Source organism: Myxococcus stipitatus DSM 14675 (assembly GCF_000331735.1).
GTDB classification, from domain to species: domain Bacteria; phylum Myxococcota; class Myxococcia; order Myxococcales; family Myxococcaceae; genus Myxococcus; species Myxococcus stipitatus.
In genome coordinates this window covers 3475507-3493818 of record NC_020126.1, presented here as the reverse complement: position 1 = coordinate 3493818, position 18312 = coordinate 3475507, and the positions used below count along the sequence as shown (strand labels likewise).

Sequence of the window (18312 nt, the reverse complement as noted above, 5' to 3'; positions counted from 1 at the left end):
GCTGGAGACCGTCAAGGAGCAGCGAGGTCTCGCGCGGCCCTTCGACCCACCCAGCGCCAACGGTACGGTCATCTTCCAGCGCCACGCCCAGCCCCCCCGGCACCTCGGTCAACGGGGGCTCGGGATGTCGGGCGCACAGGGGTTCGCGTGGGGTGCCACGCCACAGTCAGGGCCCGTGCTCTCCACGGAGCGACCGGTGGGGGCCACGAGGTCGGGCCCGGCGCACCTCTCTCAAACCGAGTCCGCCCTTGCCTGGGGCACGTCGAGCTACCTGGCGGCCTGGGTGGATGCGCGCCACGACATCCACGGAGAGGGGCTCCAGGTCTACGCGACCCGACTGAATGCCTCGGGTGAGGTGCTGGACTCCACGGGCATCCGCTTGAGCACGGGCTCCGCTGCGGCCCGCTTTCCACAGGGAATCTCCATCGCCGCGGACAGCACGGGCTTCCTCGTGACCTGGACGGAGGCCCTGTCCTCCACCACCGGCAACATCATGGCGCGACGGGTCCCCCCATTCGGCGCTCCCGTCAAACCCGAGTTCCGCATCCAGATGAGCGGAGCCCCCACCGCCCGGCCGCAGCTCGCGTGCGCCACGAAGACGTGCCTCGTGGCGTGGCATTCCCCGGACTCGGACCCTTCGTGGGACGCGCTCGTCGGTAACTACGTCGAGACAAACAATGTCGTGCTCCCCGAGGGTGCATCATCACGGCTCGTGGGGCGCGGCCCCCTGGAGCAGGACCTGGCGGTCTCCTTCGATGGAACGCACTTCCTCGTGGTGCTCAGCACGAGCTTCAACAGCCCGGGCAAGAACATCCGGCGCGTCTACGCCAAGCCGAAGGGGACGTCCCCCGACGCCCCCTACATCGATCCCTTCCCCATCAGTGGGTGGGCCCCGGGCCTGCGCACCCCGTCCGTCGCGTTCGACGGCACGAATCATGTCGTCGCGTGGATGGAGGGGTCACAGGTCCGCGCCACGCGCGTGAGCCCCGACGGCGTCGTGCTGGACACCTCCCCCTGGGAGGTGTCCCCCGTGGAGTCCTCGCTCGAGCAGCGTCCGACGGTCGTCTCCGACGGGAGCTCGTCGCTCGTGCTCTGGGCCTCGCGTCCTTTCGAGAGCTCGGCGCGCAACAGGATTCACGGTGCCCGGACGATGGCGTTCGACAGCACCCCGGGCGCGCCCCAGGTCCTGGCCTCCGCGCCCTGGAGCGACACCTTCGCGGCGGGCACCTCGATGAAGCCTGGGCAGTTCCTCGTCGGCTACTCCCGGTTCGAGGGGCCGCCGCATGGCGCCCATCGTCTGTTCACGCGCAAGGCCCGTTACAACTCCGCGCCCCGGCTGAACCCTGCGTCATGCGTGGGCCCGGAAGGCTTCGGGCCCACGTGCGGCACCTCGCCTGGACGTCGTCCGCTCACGCCGTTGCCGTGGCAAAAGCTGGCGTGCGGCCGGGCTGCTCGACCTGGGGGTGAGCCCGGCACTCTCGACGTCGCGCCCTGTCACCCATCTCGCTTGTCTCAGCGGACGGCCACAGCCGCGCCACCGTGGACGTCCAGGCTCGAGGCGCTCACGCACTATCTCCGGCCCTGGTCCTCGCTCTGGTCCCGCTCCATCCTCCAGGGTTGGCCCGAGTCCGTCGCCTCTTATCCCGAGGACTGATTGGCTGGCAGAGGTCCGAGGATTTGCGCGAGAGCGCCCGAGCGGCGGGGGTCTATCGCTCCTGCCACTGCGCTTCGTGCAACCCCTCGCTGCGCAGGAGGGTACCCAGTTCCTCGCCCTGAACCCCGTACGGCTGCGCCAGCACGCGCAGCTTCTTCTCCAGCATCCACTGCCTTCGCCCGGCAACCGTGGTGGGCTTCGTCTCTGCGGGCGAGGGGGAGCGCCTCATCCCCGCCACCCTGTTCGCCTCGTGCAACCACTGTGACAACGTCGGCTGGGACACCCCGTCCTGCCAGGCCAATGCCGAGGCGATCACCGCGCCCGGCGCCACCATCTGCGGCTTGGACGCATCTGCGCATGGCACCGCGTCTTGACTGCGCTGCCCGCCTCGCGTCGTCCGCTCGGAATGCCCGCCGAGTCGAGAACTTCCCAGACACAGGGGCTCCACCGCGCACGCCCTGCCCTGCGACGTTGCGGGACAAGCACCGCTCGCAGGGGAAGCACAAGGATGGTGGCACGGCGCGCAGTGGCGTTGCGTACCCTGAAGCCACCGGTCAAGCGGGAGGCCCCCCTGGAGCAGTTCAAGCACATCACCTGCGAGGGCGATGAGGCATAGCACCTCGGCAGAGAGAACATGACATGAACGGCCCAGAGCGTGGCACCCGCCTCATGAGCAGGCTGTTTCGAGGCTCGCGCGCGGAAGGGCTGACCCGCCGCGAATCCCTGGCATGCGAACTCGGGGCGCGACCTCATTCACCGTGGTAGGATGAAAAAATCACCCGTGTCCTACTGGTAACCTGGCATCTCAGAACCATGGAGATCACCTCCAATACGACCGGACTTCAAGCTGGACTGAGCGTCGCGACTGACAAAGGCGCTCGAGACCACTGCGTCGTTGCCCTCAAGGGCACATTCCAAACGAACACACGGGGCGAGATGACGCTGGCCACTGAACAGCGGCCGCTCGTCACCGCCGATGAGCATTATGGCAATCCGGGCTCCTCCAGTGTTCGGTACGAGTGCGACTTCGTGCTTGAGAAACCACTCACGGACGTCATCGTTGTCGGTAGTGCGGTCGCGCCTGGCAGTCAGCGGGTCACGGTGTTGCCTGTACGCCTCGAGGTGCAGGGTCGTACCAAAGACCTGATGGTCTACGGAGAGAGGCGCTGGGAGCGCTCGCTCAGGGGCGTTGTCGCCAGCAAGCCCCTCCCCTTCATCAAGATGCCACTCACCTTCGAGTTGGCCTTCGGAGGCCAGGACGATAGCCGCGGTGCCGGGCACGTGGTCGTCGAGCCACGCAACCTCGTCGGAATGGGTTTCCATCCGCATCGAAGTGCAGCACTCATCGTCAACACACACGTGCCCAACATCGAACGGAGGGGTGACACCATCTCGTCACCGCGAGACCGCCACGAGCCCGCCGGCCTTGGCTGCGTGGGTCGTGCCTGGCAACCACGCGTTGCCCATGGAGGCACCTATGATGAGCATTGGCGCGACGAATGTGCACCCTTTCTCCCCGCGGATTTTGACAGCCGCTACCACCAGTGTGCGCCGGTCGACCAGCAATTCCCGCACTTCCGGGGCGGCGAGCGAATCCGCTGCGTCCACATGGCCGAAGAAGGACCCGTCCACTACGTCATTCCGACCCTGAACCTCCCAGTCAGGTTTCGCTTTCTCGATGGAGATCTTCTCCGGACCCCCGTACTGGATACCATCACGCTCGAGCCACATCTCGGGCTCGCCATGTTGGTCTGGCGTACCAGCGTACCTCTTCGCAAAAAGCTCACGGCGTTGCGGGAGATCCTGATAGGCGAGCGGCCTGCTAGAACAGCGTCCACTCCTCTCGGCCATCGTAATGGCAAACCCGTATTCGCCGGGCTCGGCGCCGCGGTCACCTGGCTGCGCGAGCAACGTCGAGGACAGTCACGATGACCCGTCCCACGTACATCCGGGCGGCGGGCATGGCCACTCCCGTGGGCCTGACCTGGCAGACTTCATGCGCGGCGATGCGCGCTGGACTCACGCGCAAGAGCATCTCCCCCTACCATGATGACGACGGACGCGAGATCGTCGCTTCATATCTCCTCACGCCTCTGCGTGAAGAGGCATCGGCTGACGAGCGGTGGATTGCACTGCTCACCTACGCACTCCGGGATATCGCGCGACAGGTAGACCATCTTGAACTCGAGCAGACACCTCTGTTCCTGGCCCGCCCCCTTCTCCTCCACGGACTCTCCTGCTCCATCCCGCTCCTGTCCGAGGCACTCTCCAACGCGCTCGACCTGCGGATTGCGCCTGAAAACCTGCACGTCTTCAATGAAGGCTCCTACGGCGGATATGTGGCCCTCGAGCGAGGCCGTGCACTTGTTCGCACGGGTCAGCCATGCATTGTCGCCGCAGCGGAATCCATGCTGTGCGCACGCACGCTGCTCAGACTCTCCGACCAACAGCGCCTCCTGGTCGAGGGAAACTCCGATGGAATCATTCCGGGTGAGGCGGCCGCCGCGATGTTGCTCTCCCCGGACAGGATGCAGGCACTGGCGACGCTACGCGGACTCGGCTTCGGCAAGGAATCCGCGGCCCTCGACAACGACCTCCCGCTGCGCGCGGATGGCCTGATCACCGCGGCGCGCGGTGCCTTGCGCGAAGCCAACCTACAGCTTCATGAGCTCGACTTCCGCGTCTCCGACGCCTCAGGAGAGAGCTTCTATTTCAAGGAGCAATCGCTGCTCGTCTCACGTCTGCTGCGTGAGCGCCGTGCTGAGTTCCCACTCTGGCTGTCAGCAGAGCCACTGGGAGACACGGGAGCCGCCGGTGGATTGTGTGGGTTGCTCTGGGCCATGGCTAGCTGGGCGCGAAAGTATGCGCCAGGTCCGCGGGCGATCGGGTTCGCCGGCAACGATGAAGGTGCACGGGCCGCGGTTGTCCTTGAAAGAGGGGGGTAGGCTCATGGGCAAGAAGGTCTACGCGAATGGGATGGAAGTCGCACACCAGGCTGGCGATGCGAAGGTCATCGCGGCATTTCCCGACGTCTGCATGAGTCCGCCGCCGCCTCCAGCGGGGCCCGTGCCCGTGCCTTACCCGAACACGTCTTCCGCCCGGGATCTTCAACAAGGAAGCAAGACCGTCATGATCGGCGGCAAGCCACTCGCGCTCAAGGGGCAGAGTTTCTACAAGTCCTCGCCACTGGGAAACGAGGCTGCCACGAGGAACTTCGGCGGCAGCATGCTGACGCACACCATCACGGGCAAAACCTACTTCCAGGCTCACTCAATGGATGTCGTCGTCGAGGGCAAAAACGTCTGCCGGCACCTCGATATCACGACGAGCAATCACGCGAGCTATCCGGGCAGCACGCCCCCCATGCCCAACACGGAGACCATGGTAAAGGTCGCGTTGGGCCGGATAGCCGAGAACAAGTGCCCATGCTGCGGCGGCCCCAAGCACGCCGAGGGCAAACCGATGTCGCGAGACGAGTGGTACCTGGACAATATCGACAAGCAAGTTCTGGAGAGGCAACGACTGCGCGGCCCGAACAATCCGATGTCGGATGGAGAACGCAGGACCTTGGCGCGCGACATGAAGAAACAATATCGGTCGCTTGCCGCCAGGGCGAAGGAACGCAAAGGCTGCACGTGCACGAAAAAGACGCGAGTACTCCCTGAGCCGCCGTGTGATGTCTTCTACGGCCGCCCTCCGCCAGGTCCTGGGCGCCGCGCACAACAGCGCGCCATCGAAAGCTCGTGGAATGCCTATCGCCCTACCTATCAGCGCAAGGCAGGGATCCCCTCGGAACGAAGGGTTCAACGAGAACTGGCCGTCAAACTAGGCCGGTCTCCCTCTGTCGCGGAGGTTCGCAAGGAGCGACAGGTCAATCACCTCACGCCCAAAGCGGCAGGCGGATGCCCCACAGGGGATCAGTCGAAATCCGACAACACCAACCTGCAAGCCCATGGGCAACTGTGCCCCTCGTGCAGGGACATTGACGCGGCCTTCAACGCCTTCCAGGAATGAGGTGACAAATGGACGACTCAAAGTACGAGTTCGACTACCTCGACTTTCAGCGCCGAGGCTACTTTGGCGCGACATCGGTTCCCCCGGACGCCCCGCCACCACGCAACTGGAAGCGAACACCCTGGTATGGCTGGGCGTTCGCGTTTGCGCGGGCCAAGAAGGGCGACTTCGGCGCTCTTCCGCACTTGCTTCCTCTTCTGGAAGAGGACCTCGGTGGAACCTTTGAGCAGGCAGCCTGCATCCTGCTAGGCGATGCAGGCCCCAGTGACATCTTCGCCAGCCTCAAGGAGACCCTGAAGCGCCATGAAGGCTACGATCTAAGCTTCTATGCTGCGGAAGCCATTGCCAGCCGAGGCAAGCTGGGTGACGTGCCCCTTCTTGTCGCATTCCATCGGGCGACTCACAACCTTCCAGACATTCCCAGCGTTCCAGAAATGCTCTCCGACATTCTCCATCCGGAGGGGCTCCTGCCACTCCCCGATGAGTTCGAAAGTGTCGACGACTATTGCAGGATGGTTGAGCGACGCTGGAAGGAATTGGCTGAGCGATTCGGAACGACGGACGTGTGCCTCTGGTTGGGCGAGCCTACCAGTACCCGGCGAATGGCGAAGAGCATCGTCGCGAAGGCACGAGAGCCATACTTCCCCTTCTCGTACCGCCGAAAGTTCGAAGCATCCACAGGCATCGACTGCAGTGCCTTCTACAAGGCAGATCGGTCCTTTCAGCCCCTCAGTGCAAGCGCCATCGCCGAGGACTTCCTGGCGAGCCCACGGAGTGCTCCGTTTCTCGATGGCACGCGCTACTTCTTCGGCAATCCACTGTCAGATTGATTCCCCCACGTGCTCACCAGGGCCTGCTCCAGTTCGGGGGGCAGGTTGACAACACGTCCCGCATCCAGGGACGGCGGCGAAAAGGGAAGGACCACCACGTACGACGTCACCCGCTTCGCTTGCCCCAGCGGACGACCGCGGCCGCGCATAGGATGCGCCACCATGGACTTCCAGGCGCGGCTCGAGGCGCTCACGCACCAACTCCAGCCCTGGTCCCCGCTCTGGTCCCGCTCCATCCTCCAGGGTTGGCCCGAGTCCGTCGCCTCCTATCCCGAGGACTGGCTGGCCTATGCCCGGTCGCTCGATGAAGCGGGCGAGCGGCGGCTGGACCAGGGGGCACTCGTGGACACCCCTCCCGCCTCCTTGAGTGCGCTGCTGGGCGCCCTCGAGGAACTGACAGCGCTGCCCTGGCACGAAGGACGTCACCCGCTCACCGTCATGGAGCGACAGGGCCTCAGCGACAAGAAGGCCCACGAGCTCGAGCGGATGCTCTCCCTGCTCGGGCCGAGGACACGCGCCATCCAACAGGCGGTCGATATCGGCGGCGGCATGGGGCACCTCGCGCGCCTCTGTGCTCGGACGTTCGGATGGACCTTCCACAGCATTGATCGGGACGCCGCCCTGCAGGACAAGGGGCGACGGTGGCTGACGAGAACCCGCCCCTCCGGCGAGGACACCCTGTGTTTCATCCAGGCCTCCGTCGAGGACGGACTCCAGCCGCGAATCGATCCGCTCTTCTCCGGCCAGGACCGGGCGTCCCTCGGACTGCACACCTGCGGGCCGCTCGCGCTGACGCAGATCCGCAAGAGCCAGGGGGCGGGCTTCGTCCTGAACATCGGCTGTTGCTACGACAAGCTGGAGCTCCCTCGGGACTACCCGGTCTCCCGCGTCGGGCGCGAGCATCCTCTCCCATTCACCCCACATGCCCTGGCGCTGACGACGCGGGGACGCCCGCGGAAGACCGACGCGGAGTTCGCGAGGATGAAGCGGGTGTACGCGTGGCGCTTCGCCTTCCATCTCCTGGCGAAGCAGCACTTTCCCGAGCAGGACTTCGTGAGAGCGGGAGACGCGCCCAAAGGGCTCTATGACGGCCCCTTCGCCCTCTACGCGCGCGACCGGTTGGAGCGCCTGGGACTCGATACCAGCCTGACCGTCGCCCAACTGGAGGCCTTCGAGGTGTCCGTTCGCGCCGAGACGAGGGACCTCCTGCTCTGCCATCTGCTGAGGGACCGCTTCGCGAGGGCGTTGGAGGTCGTGCTCCTGCTGGATCGCGCGATGCTCCTGGAAGAGCTCGGCTTCGCGGTCGACCTCCTCCAGCTCTTCGAGCCGCGGCTGTCTCCTCGCAACCTCGTGCTCATCGCGTCACGGAGCACCTGAGCATTCCACAGGCACGCAGCCGACGCGTCTCGGCGCTTCGTGCCATCCCCTGCGCACCGTGCACCCCGCTGCACACGTCCCCACCACCTCACCGATGAGACATCCCCAGGGTCCGCGCGTTGCAACTCGAGCACACCATGCCCCCACGTCTCCTCCTCGCCCTCGTCCTCGTCCTCCTCCCCTTCGCGTCGCAGGCACAAATCTCCTTCCCCAAGGATGAGCGCTGGCTCACCGTCGGCCCGCTCGTGAGCATCCACGACCTCGCGGACCAACCCCGCTTCGGCCTGGGGCTGGAGACCACCCTCAACTGGTTGAACGACGTCCACAGTCTGGGGCTCTTCGCCCAGGCCCAGTGGATGACCCAGGGACACGCCCGCCTCGCCGGCGGCATCCAGGGCACCCTCGTCTTCGCCGGACTGGAGCTGGGCGTCTACCACTCCACGGGAACCCAGGAGCACCTGCCCACCACCGGGCTGCAGCTCACCCCGTTCCTCACGGGCATCTACGGGTCCCTGGGCGTGCGCATCGGTATTCCCCTGAGCAACAAAGGCGGAGGACTCGGCCCGGATGGCGTCCCCGGCCGCGTCCGACAGGGCCGAGAGGTGGGCCTCGTCGTGACAGGAAAGCTCCCCTTCGAGCTGAGCGACCACAGCACCTTCGAGCCGTCCTACCCTTGGAACTAGGGGCGCAGCTCTCCTCGGGCGCCCTGCCCTGGCGGCCGCCCCAGGGTGGACGGGAACACCCGCGCCACGAAGGGAGGCCCGTGCATCCATCAGCGGGCACGCCACTGAAGAAGACCGCCGATCCTCCGTGCGCAGGCGCCCATGCCCGCGACGTGTCCGCACCAGGGAGGGCGCACGGCCATCAACGGCAGACAGTCGTCGACGGTGTGCATCACGGTCGAGGCTTTCGACGCACCCGCGCCGTCGCCAGGATGTAGCCGGAGCCCGGTATCAGACCCGTTGAGCGAACGGCCGTTGCTGGCGCACGGAGGAGAGCGCACCGGGATCTCGAGACACGAACAGGCCGCTCGCGCGTGGCTGGGATATGAGGGGGCTTTCCCCGTGGTGGGTGGAAACCCAGAAGGAAGCCCGATGCTCGCGAAGCGATGGAAGCCGTTGGCGGGAATCTGTATCGCCGCCTGTGCCCTCACCTTGTCGCCCGGCTGCGCAACCTCCTCGCAGGCGCCTGCCCCAGCGCCAGCCCCAACCCCGAGCGCGCCGGTGAACGTCAAGGCGTTGCAGGCGCAAGGCATGGCGGCCTATGACCAGAAGCAGTACGTCGAATGCGCGCGGATGCTCAGCGAGGCCGACCGGGCGGACCCGGCCGCGGATTCGAACAGCGCCTATTCCATCGCGTGTTGCCAGGCGTTGGCCGGAGACAAGGAGGCGGCCTTCGCGGCGCTGCGGCTCGCGAACGAGCGCGGATTCAAGGACTCTGCCCACCTGGAGCGAGACACGGACCTGACGGCGCTGCATTCGGACACGCGCTGGGCAGAGGCCGTCGCCCAGACGAAGGCCAACAAGGCGGCGACCCTGAAGGGCGCGAACGAGGAGCTGCTCGGCATCTACGAGGCGGACCAGGGTGACCGGATGGGCCCGGACGTCACGAAGCTCGACTGGAAGGTCGTCAGCGCCCGTGACGAGGCGCGCCGCGCACGCGTGAAGCAGATCCTGGACGGAGGCGGCGCGAAGGTGGCGCTCGACTACTTCCACGCGGCCATGGTGTTCCAGCACGGCAAGGAGGTGGCCGACTTCCAGCGCTCCCACTCGCTCGCGGTGAAGGCCTCGGAGCTGGACCCGGCGCTCAAGCAGGCGCGCTGGCTCGCGGCGGCCTCGAAGGACCGCGAACTGATGAACCTGGGCAAGCCCCAGTTGTACGGGACGCAGTTCCGCGTCGTGGAAGGAAAGTGGGAGCTGTACACCGTGGACCCCTCCATCACCGATGAGGAGCGCGCGAAGTGGAACGTGCCCCCTCTGGGGGACGCGCGGAAGAAGGTCGAGACGATGAACGCCCGCCCGCGGTAGTCCCGCGCGAAGGGCCCCCCAACCAAGACCGCCGCCAAGACGTGTTGCGCTGGCGGCGGTCCCGCGGACGGGCAGCCGAGGGCCCATGCGCAGGCCCCCGTCACGCAACTGCCGCGGGGCTCCAGAATCGCTGGCGCTGTTGAAGGTGGAGCCCACCGCGGCCGACTGTCATCCTCATGGGATGGACGCGGATGCTCGCGAGTACCTCGCGATTCAGAGGTTCTACGGACAGCGCCGCGCTCGACGGTCGGGCGTTCTCTACCTGCAACACATCGACGAGGGGCTGTGGGTCCTCCGAGCCCTGGGCGCGACCGAGCAGGCCCAACGCGCGTACTGCCTGCATCCCCTGGTGCAGGAGGATGATGAGCGCACGGCCGCCTGGACCCAGGCGCTCGCCATGAACGCGGACCTCTCCCTGCCGCCTGTCGACGGCGTGAGTGAAGACCCGCGCATCCTCGCGCTCGCGCTGGACTACCGGGAGACAGCCAACGCCGCCCTGTCCCATCGACCGGACTTGAAGACCCCCGAAGACATCGCGCTCAGCAAGGAGCCCGAGGTCAACGACATGCTCCGCGCGGACAAGGTCCAGAACTACAAGGACTTCATTCGCTATCACCGGGGGAGGCATCCCCGGTCCGCCGAGTTGGAGCACTACTTCCAGCTGTGGCTTGCGCGCCTCGACGTGACGCCAGGACAAGTCACCCGATGGCACGCTGCACTCGACCGCCTCACTTGACGCTCTGGGACCGCGCTGTGTCCCAAGGGTCTCCGTCCAGCGCGGACACCGTGTCCCCTTTGACCCGCCACCCCGGGGGCCATGCCCGATTGGTTTTCCGTCAATCACCCCTGGGGGGGAGGGAATGATTTCCAGCCAGGGCCTATAAGTAGGGATATCCCCGCACACCTCACGGGGTTGCCTGACAAGGAGCGCCGGATGTTCAACCCAGCAGACTTCACTTCAAGTGAACTCTTGGTCCGGGAGAAGGTCACCGCAGCCCTCAATTCGCCATTCCTGCCGAAGCTGCTGGAAGCGACTCGAAAGCCGCTGCTCGAGTTCGTCCAGGCAGACTCCATGGCCCTGTGCATCATGCGCCTCGCGCCAGCCCCCGACTTCCGCTGGCACGTCCCAGGCACTCCCATTCCCATCCTCAATGAGTATGCCGGCCTGGTCGAGCAGGACTTCTTGCGGGCCCCCATCCTCGCCCGGCCCGGCGTGCCTGTCTTCGACACCCAGCTGCTCTCCCGCGCGGAGTACGAAGGCACCCTCATCTACCAACGCAGCCTGGAATTGAGGCTGCCCTTCGAACACATCATGGCTGTCCTCGTGCCCATCAGCCCGGGCCTCGTCGCCGCCCTCGCGTTCTACCGGCACGAGCGACGCCCCTTCACCTCCCAGAACGCCATCGCCCTCTCCAGCATCACCAGCACCTGGGCGACGACCTTGGACAACTGCCAGGCGGTCCAGAACATGGCCGCCGGCGCCCAGCTGCTTCAAGAGCTCTACCTCCGCAAGAACTCCGCCTATCTCGTCTTCGAACCGCCCGCGCGCGAGGTGCACCGCACGCCCCTCGCCACCTCGCTGCTGGAGCGCTGGTTCCCCACGCCTTCGGACATCGACAAGACCTCCGGGCTGCCTCGCGTCCTCAAGGAGCGGTTGGACGCCCTCATCGGAATGAACTCGGACGCGCGGCTCGGCAAGAACCTCTGGGTCCTCAATCATCCCGAGGCCTACCGCACCTGCCGCTTCGTCGAGCTGCCCTCCGATGACAGCACGCCCAAGTGGGCCCTCCTCCTGTCCGAGCTCCCCCACTCCATCCCGATCCCCTTTCACATGCAACGCAAGCTCACCCCTCGCGAGCTCGACGTCGCGAGGGGCGTGCTTCGAAACTGGTCCAACGGGCAGATCGCCGATGAGCTCGAGATCTCCGGCGAGACCGTCAAGACACACGTGCGCAACCTCTTCGACAAGCTCGGCGTCGACTGCCGCGCCGACTTCCTCTACCAGGTCGCCCACCTCAACAGACCTGTCTGACTCAGCCCGCACGCCCTCGCGACCATCCGCCGCGAGGGACTCCGTGGGAAAGTGCCTCCCGCAAGCTTGGGTTCAAACGGGAGGTTCTCCCAGCCCGCATGCCCGTGTCTCTACCTCTCGCGGGGTAGAGTGGCCGTGACGCCCTCACGGAAGATGCACGGGTAGACGCTCCGAGCGACCCGGGCCGAGAAGAGGATCGCCTCCTGGTCCTCCGTCTCCGTCAGCCCCGCGAAGAGCCGCGCCATCTCCGCGACGTGGTCTCCGTCCAGCGCCCCGTGGCTGCGCAGGAACGTCACCGACTTGCGGATGTTCGGAATCGTGGACACCTTCCGCAGCCGCTCGGCCCACACGCCCGCTCGCGTCTGCGACAGGTACTCCAGCACGTACGCCGTCCCCAACGCCGCCGTGGGCACACCCGAGCGCGACGTGAAGAAGTTCCACCCGGTATAGGCCTCCACCGCCGGGCACTTCACCGCCGTCTCCACCGACTCCTCCGAGCACCCCAGGTTCCTCAGGTCCGACAGCAACCACCGGTCGTGCCCCCGCTCCTCCTCCCCCTTCTGGACCAACAACTCCGCGAGCTCCGGGTGCCGGCCCAGCTGCTGCAACCGCTCGCCCGCCTCGCGGAGGATGGGCGTGCTCCAGCGGGCGTAGTGGTACGTCTGGACGAGGTAGTGGATGTAGCCCGCCTTGTCGATGGTGCCCTCGAAGAGGCGCCGGCCATCGGGCCGCGCGTCCACCGCCGCCACCAGGCCTCGCGCCTCCACGTCCAGCGCCGCCAACCAGCTCACTCCCACGCCATGCTCCGTCTGGGTCTGCACGTACGTCTCCTATCCGGTGCCTTCGAGGCTCCCGGTCACTGCGTGTTGAAGGTGAAGGGAAGAGAGAAACCGTCCCGGCCTAGGCGGCCGGACGCAGGCCTTGCTCCAGCGCGCGGAAGCACGCCACGGAGTCCGCCGGAACTTCATCGAGCGCCATGACGAGCGGCAGCGTGAACCACTGGAAATACGCGTCGTAGAGCGGCTCCGAGATGAAGCGCGCCCCCATCGTCCGGGCGAAGAGCACGGGCGCCCTGGGCAGCCGCAGCCCGTCCAACTGCCCCTGCGCCGCCCGCGCCCGCTCCTCGGGCGTGTAGTAGGGGTTGCGAGGCTGCACCGGGGCGCTCCGCGGGTCGGGCACGGCCACGCGCCAGTGAGGGCTCAGCCACCCCCGGTGCTCCGCCACCCGCCAGGCGAGGAGCGCGTCCTCGGGCGAGTCCGTCTCCAGGTTCGTGGACGCAATCCAGTGCGTCACCCCGCGGCGCACGCTCTCCACGTACATGCCCGCCTGCAGCCACGTGACGGCCTCCGAGCGCCGCCACTTCGGCAACACACAGAAGCGCGAGGGCTCCGCGACCACCCGGCCCGGCTGGAGCAGACCCGAGAGGTCCACCCGCTGCTCCATCTCGAGGCCGACCTTCCCGCCCTGGTTCGCCGCGACCTCCGCGTTGGGCAACGCCACGCGCATCGTCGCCACCGGCTCGTGGCCCGCGTAGACGAGCACGTGCACCGTGGTGTCGAGCGTGTCGACACACGTCACCTCCCGCCGGGACAGCGCGGACTGCGGGGACAGCAGTCCCAGCTCTCCGCCGAAAACAGCCCAGCGGATGCGAGCCACGTCATCAAGCTCTCGCTGGGTCGCGGCAACACGCCAGCGCCAGTGCATGCAGGTCATGGGTACTCTCCTGGTAGCGAGGCGGGCTGATGTCTCACCGTCCTCGCAGGTACTTTCGTCGCAGGAGACGCGAGTTCGACCGAGCCTCCGTCGTGGAGAGTCACCCCTTCGTTGGACACAACCCCAGGCTCCCCTCGTCCGCGGAGCCCCCTCCACGCGTGGTGCGTCGGAGGTGTCTTCACTCCGCCCCCGCCGGGCGCCCTTGATGGCGGCGCCACCTGGGATTGCCGAAAGGAAACGGGCTACGCTCCAGGCCATGGCACCGCTGACCCACGACCGGAGGGGCCTGTCCCAGGACCAGCGTGACGCGCTGGAGCGCGAGCTGGCTCCGCTCACGCTGCTCCAGGACGTGGTGCGCTGGGGCTTCAGCGATACACCGCCTCGAGATGTCACCGAGGTCGTGGTCCAGGACGAGTTCACCCACGACGTGGTGGTGCCCTGGAAGGACGGGAGCTATCTCGTCTTCGACACCACGTGACTGGGCGGAGTGAACGCGGTCTCCGTGTGGGACCGTCGCCCCAGCGCGGATGAGCTCCTCGACGCCCGGCTCGCGGCCGGCTGGACGCCCACGCCCACGAGCACCGTGGACGGGGACGTCATCCTGGGACATGCCGCATGCCGGGTGCCGCCCTCGAAATGACAGGCGGCTCCCCGGCGTCCCTGGAGCTGCTCATGCTGCACCGTCACCCAGAGTCCCTCGGGGTGACGGTGTGCGGCTGATGAGTCACCGACGTCAGGGCTTCGCCTTGATCTCCATGCGCTCGTCACGGAGCGCTTCGCCCTTCATGAAGGACTTCATCCGCTCGAGGATGCGCGGGTCCGACTGGAAGAGGCCGTCGTGGCCCGCGCCCACCAACACCAGGTGCGTGGCCTTGGAGAGCCCGGGGCGAAGCGCCTCCGCGTTGTCCGGGCTCGTGCGCCCATCCAGGGTGCCGCTGATGAGGAGCACGGGCACCGAGGCCTTCAGCGGTCCGCGGAAGGACTCACCCAAGTCACGCACGCCCGGCACATCTCCCGCGAGCACGGGTCCCGGGTTGACGCTGCCACCGAGCAGGGCCTTCGCCGCCTCCCGCTGGATGAGGGCGAGTCGCGCCGGGCTCACGCCGGAGGCCGCGTCCATGGCGAGCGACATCGGCCGCATCCCCCCTTCGCGAAGCATGCTCGCGAAAGGCACCATCGGCGAGAAGTCTCCGGACTCCAACGCCGGGAGCATCGCGAGGAAGCGCCGGAAGATGGTGGGGTCCCGCATCATCTCGAAGATGGTGCGCTGAAGGTCGAAGTGGCTGATGCGCCAGGTGCGGCGCTCTCCCGTGGTCTCGTCCGCGAACTCAACGGCGCGGGGCTCGCGCTTCAGCGACTTCAAGAGCTTGGCCAACCGCGCCCTCAGGCCCGGTCCCTTGGCCCCTTCCGCGCGCAGCACGGACTCCCATTGCGCGAGCAGCGCCTCCGCGTGGGCAGGTCGCTTCCAGGTGTCGTCCGGTCCCTCGATGCCGGCGAGGATGATGCGCTCCACCTGCGGCGTGTGGCGACGCAGATACGAGAGCCCCAGGTGGGTGCCGTAGCTGATGCCCCAGAGGTTGAGCTTCGGCGCGCCCAGCGCCTTGCGCAGCATCTCCAAGTCGTCGGCGTTCTCCTCCGTGTTGTACGCGCCCAGGTCCACGCCGGCATTGGTCCAGTTCTCGCTCGCCTCGGCGGCGGCCTTCTTCACCGCGGCGGTGAGCTGCGCCTCGTCCGCGGGCTGGTCGAGCGGGATGGCCCAGGACTGCACCAGCTCGACATGGGGGTTCGACTGGCCGGTGCCGCGCTGGTCCAACGCGATGACGTCGGCCACCTCCCGCAGGGCGAGGAACAGGTCGAAGCGGCCGTGGCGAGCGGCATCGATACCGGAGCCGCCCGGGCCACCGGCCAGGTAGACGATGGGCGCGCCGGGCGAGGGGTTCGTGCTCTTGAAGCGCACGAAGCGCAGGGGAAGATTCGGACCGTCGGGGCGGGCGTGGCGCAGGGGGACGGTGAGGGTGCCCAGCTCGGCCTCGACGCTGCGGCCATCGCGAGCCTGGAAGGTGTGGGGCTCCATCTGGAGGCTCTGAGCCTGGGCGAGGGACAGCGGAAGGATGAGGGCAAGCAGGGGCACGGCACGCATGGGCTTTCCTCCGAGAGGCGAGCAACTGAGCGGAGGATGCAGGGGCCCGCGTGCCGCGTGGGGCCCCCGTCGCCCAACGTCTCGCGGCGTCGCCGAAACGCGCGTGGGGCGTGGCCGCGCTGCGTATGCTGCGCCCATGATGTCGTCCACCCTCCTCGCGGGAGTCCTCGCGCTCTCACTCTCCGCCTCGGCCGCGGTGCCGTCCGTGAAAGAGGGACAGGTCCAGGTGCATGCCGACGACCTCCCCCTGGAGGTGGCGCTCTCCGGGGACACGCACGGCTGGCGCACGGTGGACAGGCTCGAGGTGAATGAGGGGACGGGCCCCTTCTGGCTGCGCACCCAGGTGGAGGTGCCCGCCCGGGAAGCCGGAGCCCCGACACCCGCCCTCGCCCTGTCGATGCTCGGGTCATGGGAGGCCTGGTGGGACGGCAGCCCCCTGGGCCGCAACGGCCAGGTGGGGCGCACGTCCGCCGAGGAGGTTCCGGGACGAATCGATGCCCAGTTGCCACTTCCCCCCGAGCTCAGCGCGCCGGGCCCTCATGTGCTGACGATGCGTGTGTCGGCGCATCGGCTCGGCTTCCAGCCCGTGGGGACCCTCCACCGCGTGCAGGTGGGTGAGGCCGTGGCCCTGGCCCAGACGCGGATGTTCGGCCTGCTGCCGGCGCTCTGCTCGCTGGGTGCGCTGGTGCTGATGGGGCTCTACCACCTCGCGCGCGTGCGGCTCACTCGCGACGCACTCGCCACGCTGCTGCTGGGCGTGTTGTGCCTCTGCGCCGCGACGCTGGTCCTCCTGGAGGCGTGGCGCGGGATCGCCAACTACCTCTATCCGCTGCACCCGGTGCGGCTGAGGCTGCTGGCTGGGACGGTGCTGGCGGTGGCCGCGTTGCTGCCGGCGACGGTGCACGCGGCCTTCGGCGAGCCACGCCGGTGGCTGCGGTGGATGGGACTGGGGTTCGGGCTGCTCTCGCTCGCCTTCGTTCCGGGGTTCGACAACAAGCAGGGCGTCGCGCTCGGGACTTCGCTCGTTGTCTCCGCACTGCTCGTGGTGCGCGCGCGGCGGAGGGGAGAACCCGGAGCCTGGGGCGCGCTGGCGGGGCTCGTCTTCTCCGTGGCGCTCTACCTGTTCGAGCCCTGGGGCTTCTCCGACCGGGGCTTCTTCCTCGCCTTCGGGGGACTCCTGCTCTGGCTCACGGTGGTGCATGCCCAGCAGCAGCGCCGCCAGCAGGAGCGACTGGAGAGCGCGACGCGCGCCGCGGAGCGCCTGCAACTGGAATTGCTCAAGCGCAGCCTGCAGCCCCACTTCTTGATGAACACGCTGGGCGCGCTGAGTGAGTGGGTGGAGACGCAACCCGCGCAGGCCGTGCGCTTCATCGAGGCGCTGGGCACGGTGTACCGGCACCTGCTCGCCGTCTCGGGGGAGCGGACCATCCCGCTCTCCCGCGAGCTGGAGCTGTGCCGCGCCCACCTGGACGTCATGGGCTGCCGACAGGGCACGGCCTTCCGCCTCAAGACCGAGGGCGTGGACCTGGATGCCCCCGTCCCTCCCGCGCTGCTGCACACGCTGCTGGAGAACGCCTTCAGCCACAACCGCTACGTCTCGCCCCACACCTTCCGGCTCCAGGGCAGCCTCGTCACCGAGGGCGCCCAGCCGCGGCGGCACTATGCCTTCCTCGCCCCCCTGGGGACGGGCAAGGGCCCAGGGGGAGGTGACGGCACCGGCTCGCGCTACCTGCGCGCGCGCCTGGAAGAGGCCTTCCCCGGTGCGTGGGGGCTCCAGGACGGCCCCACCGAGGAGGGGTGGATGACGCGGGTGGAGGTGCCGGCGTGAGGCTGCTCATCGTGGAGGACGAACCGCTGGCGGCCCGCCGCCTCGCTCGGCTGTGCGAGCAGTGGTTGGGGCCGGGAGCCCCACCGCTTCGCGTGTGCGCGAGTCTGGACGAGGCTCGCGCGCAGTTGGCCGGGCGCGACGTGGACGTGTTGCTGCTGGACCTGAACCTCTCCGGCGAGGACGGCTTCACGCTGCTCGCGGAGGCGACCGCGGGCGCCTTCCTGACGGTGGTGGTCTCCGCGAACACCGACCAGGCCCTGCGCGCCTTCGAGTTGGGAGTGCTGGACTTCGTGCCCAAGCCGTACACGCCGGAGCGACTGGCCCTCGCGCTCGGCCGCGTGGGGAGCCGCGCGGCCACGCCCTTGCGCACCCTCGCGGTGAGGAAGGGCGGAGGCGTGGTTCTCGTCCCGCTGGACTCCGTCGCGTACATCCAGGGCGCGGGCGACTACGCGGAGCTGGTCCTGCGAGAAGGGGGCACCGAGCTGAGCGAGAAGAGCCTGGAGCGGCTCGAGCAGTTGCTCCCCGCCGACTTCTTCCGCATCCATCGCTCCTATCTCGTCCGAGTGACGGACATCCGCGAGCTCGTCGCCTCGGAGGGCTCGCGCACGTCCGTGGACCTGCGGGACGGCACCCGACTGCCAGTGGGCCGCAGCCGACTGCCCCTCCTGCGCAAGCGACTGGAGGCGTAGGCCCGCTT

18 protein-coding genes are annotated in these 18312 nt (G+C 67.7%); 14 read left to right on the top strand and 4 right to left on the bottom strand.

Features of this window, described 5'->3' with window-relative positions; genetic code table 11:
• The first annotated feature begins 196 nt into the window (after window positions 1-196).
• The gene (locus MYSTI_RS13565) at window positions 197-1654 is read left to right on the top strand and encodes a hypothetical protein (RefSeq protein ID WP_144370075.1); all 1458 of its coding nucleotides are present in this window, start codon (window positions 197-199) and stop codon (window positions 1652-1654) included.
• A 52-nt stretch (window positions 1655-1706) separates the two neighbouring features.
• Here the strand turns inward: MYSTI_RS13565 and MYSTI_RS43820 are convergent, their stop codons facing one another.
• A complete protein-coding gene (locus MYSTI_RS43820; protein WP_169558635.1) occupies window positions 1707-1883 on the bottom strand; it encodes a hypothetical protein in 177 nt (58 codons plus the stop codon).
• Window positions 1884-2467: 584 nt separating this feature from the next.
• Here MYSTI_RS43820 and MYSTI_RS41760 point away from each other — a divergent pair.
• From MYSTI_RS41760 to MYSTI_RS13515, 9 genes are all read left to right on the top strand, one after another.
• Entirely contained in the window at window positions 2468-3586 is a 1119-nt protein-coding gene (locus tag MYSTI_RS41760) for a DUF2169 family type VI secretion system accessory protein (RefSeq protein ID WP_015348325.1), read from the top strand.
• Window positions 3583-4599, top strand: a complete 1017-nt coding sequence (locus MYSTI_RS43815; protein ID WP_015348324.1) for a 3-oxoacyl-(acyl carrier protein) synthase — start codon at window positions 3583-3585, stop codon at window positions 4597-4599. The genes MYSTI_RS41760 and MYSTI_RS43815 overlap by 4 nt, the downstream gene beginning before the upstream one ends.
• Before the next feature lie 4 nt (window positions 4600-4603).
• Window positions 4604-5668 (top strand): DUF4150 domain-containing protein, encoded by a 1065-nt coding sequence (locus tag MYSTI_RS41750; protein ID WP_015348323.1) that lies wholly within the window; start codon window positions 4604-4606, stop codon window positions 5666-5668.
• A gap of 8 nt (window positions 5669-5676) precedes the next feature.
• On the top strand, window positions 5677-6498 hold the full coding sequence (locus tag MYSTI_RS13540) for a hypothetical protein (protein ID WP_015348322.1): 822 nt from the start codon (window positions 5677-5679) through the stop codon (window positions 6496-6498).
• A 162-nt stretch (window positions 6499-6660) separates the two neighbouring features.
• The gene (locus MYSTI_RS13535; protein WP_015348321.1) at window positions 6661-7875 is read left to right on the top strand and encodes a methyltransferase; all 1215 of its coding nucleotides are present in this window, start codon (window positions 6661-6663) and stop codon (window positions 7873-7875) included.
• A 137-nt stretch (window positions 7876-8012) separates the two neighbouring features.
• Window positions 8013-8558: a hypothetical protein gene (locus tag MYSTI_RS13530; protein ID WP_015348320.1), complete on the top strand. Its 546-nt coding sequence runs from the start codon at window positions 8013-8015 to the stop codon at window positions 8556-8558.
• 540 nt (window positions 8559-9098) lie between these two features.
• Window positions 9099-9902 (top strand): TPR end-of-group domain-containing protein, encoded by an 804-nt coding sequence (locus MYSTI_RS40735; protein WP_052351001.1) that lies wholly within the window; start codon window positions 9099-9101, stop codon window positions 9900-9902.
• An 85-nt stretch (window positions 9903-9987) separates the two neighbouring features.
• On the top strand, window positions 9988-10638 hold the full coding sequence (locus tag MYSTI_RS13520; protein WP_015348318.1) for a hypothetical protein: 651 nt from the start codon (window positions 9988-9990) through the stop codon (window positions 10636-10638).
• 198 nt (window positions 10639-10836) lie between these two features.
• Window positions 10837-11934, top strand: coding sequence for a helix-turn-helix transcriptional regulator (locus MYSTI_RS13515; protein WP_015348317.1), 1098 nt, complete (start codon window positions 10837-10839; stop codon window positions 11932-11934).
• Between the two features lie 110 nt (window positions 11935-12044).
• Here MYSTI_RS13515 and MYSTI_RS13510 read toward each other — a convergent pair whose 3' ends face one another.
• Window positions 12045-12755 carry an iron-containing redox enzyme family protein gene (locus tag MYSTI_RS13510; protein ID WP_015348316.1) on the bottom strand — a complete coding sequence of 237 codons (711 nt, stop codon included), beginning with the start codon at window positions 12753-12755 and terminating at the stop codon, window positions 12045-12047.
• Between the two features lie 79 nt (window positions 12756-12834).
• The gene (locus tag MYSTI_RS13505; RefSeq protein WP_015348315.1) at window positions 12835-13647 is read right to left on the bottom strand and encodes an N-acyl amino acid synthase FeeM domain-containing protein; all 813 of its coding nucleotides are present in this window, start codon (window positions 13645-13647) and stop codon (window positions 12835-12837) included.
• 256 nt (window positions 13648-13903) lie between these two features.
• On the opposite strand from MYSTI_RS13505, the gene MYSTI_RS13500 reads away from it, so the two are divergent.
• Both MYSTI_RS13500 and MYSTI_RS43810 read left to right on the top strand, forming a co-directional pair.
• Window positions 13904-14125, top strand: coding sequence for a hypothetical protein (locus MYSTI_RS13500; protein WP_015348314.1), 222 nt, complete (start codon window positions 13904-13906; stop codon window positions 14123-14125).
• A gap of 9 nt (window positions 14126-14134) precedes the next feature.
• Window positions 14135-14287, top strand: coding sequence for a hypothetical protein (locus MYSTI_RS43810; protein ID WP_169558634.1), 153 nt, complete (start codon window positions 14135-14137; stop codon window positions 14285-14287).
• A gap of 93 nt (window positions 14288-14380) precedes the next feature.
• Here the strand turns inward: MYSTI_RS43810 and MYSTI_RS13495 are convergent, their stop codons facing one another.
• Window positions 14381-15787, bottom strand: a complete 1407-nt coding sequence (locus MYSTI_RS13495) for an alpha/beta fold hydrolase (RefSeq protein WP_015348313.1) — start codon at window positions 15785-15787, stop codon at window positions 14381-14383.
• Window positions 15788-15923: 136 nt separating this feature from the next.
• Here MYSTI_RS13495 and MYSTI_RS13490 point away from each other — a divergent pair, with 136 nt between their 5' ends.
• Window positions 15924-17615 carry a sensor histidine kinase gene (locus tag MYSTI_RS13490; protein ID WP_015348312.1) on the top strand — a complete coding sequence of 564 codons (1692 nt, stop codon included), beginning with the start codon at window positions 15924-15926 and terminating at the stop codon, window positions 17613-17615.
• Window positions 17612-18304, top strand: coding sequence for a LytR/AlgR family response regulator transcription factor (locus MYSTI_RS13485; RefSeq protein ID WP_015348311.1), 693 nt, complete (start codon window positions 17612-17614; stop codon window positions 18302-18304). Before MYSTI_RS13490 ends, MYSTI_RS13485 begins: the two co-directional genes overlap by 4 nt.
• Window positions 18305-18312 lie beyond the last annotated feature (8 nt).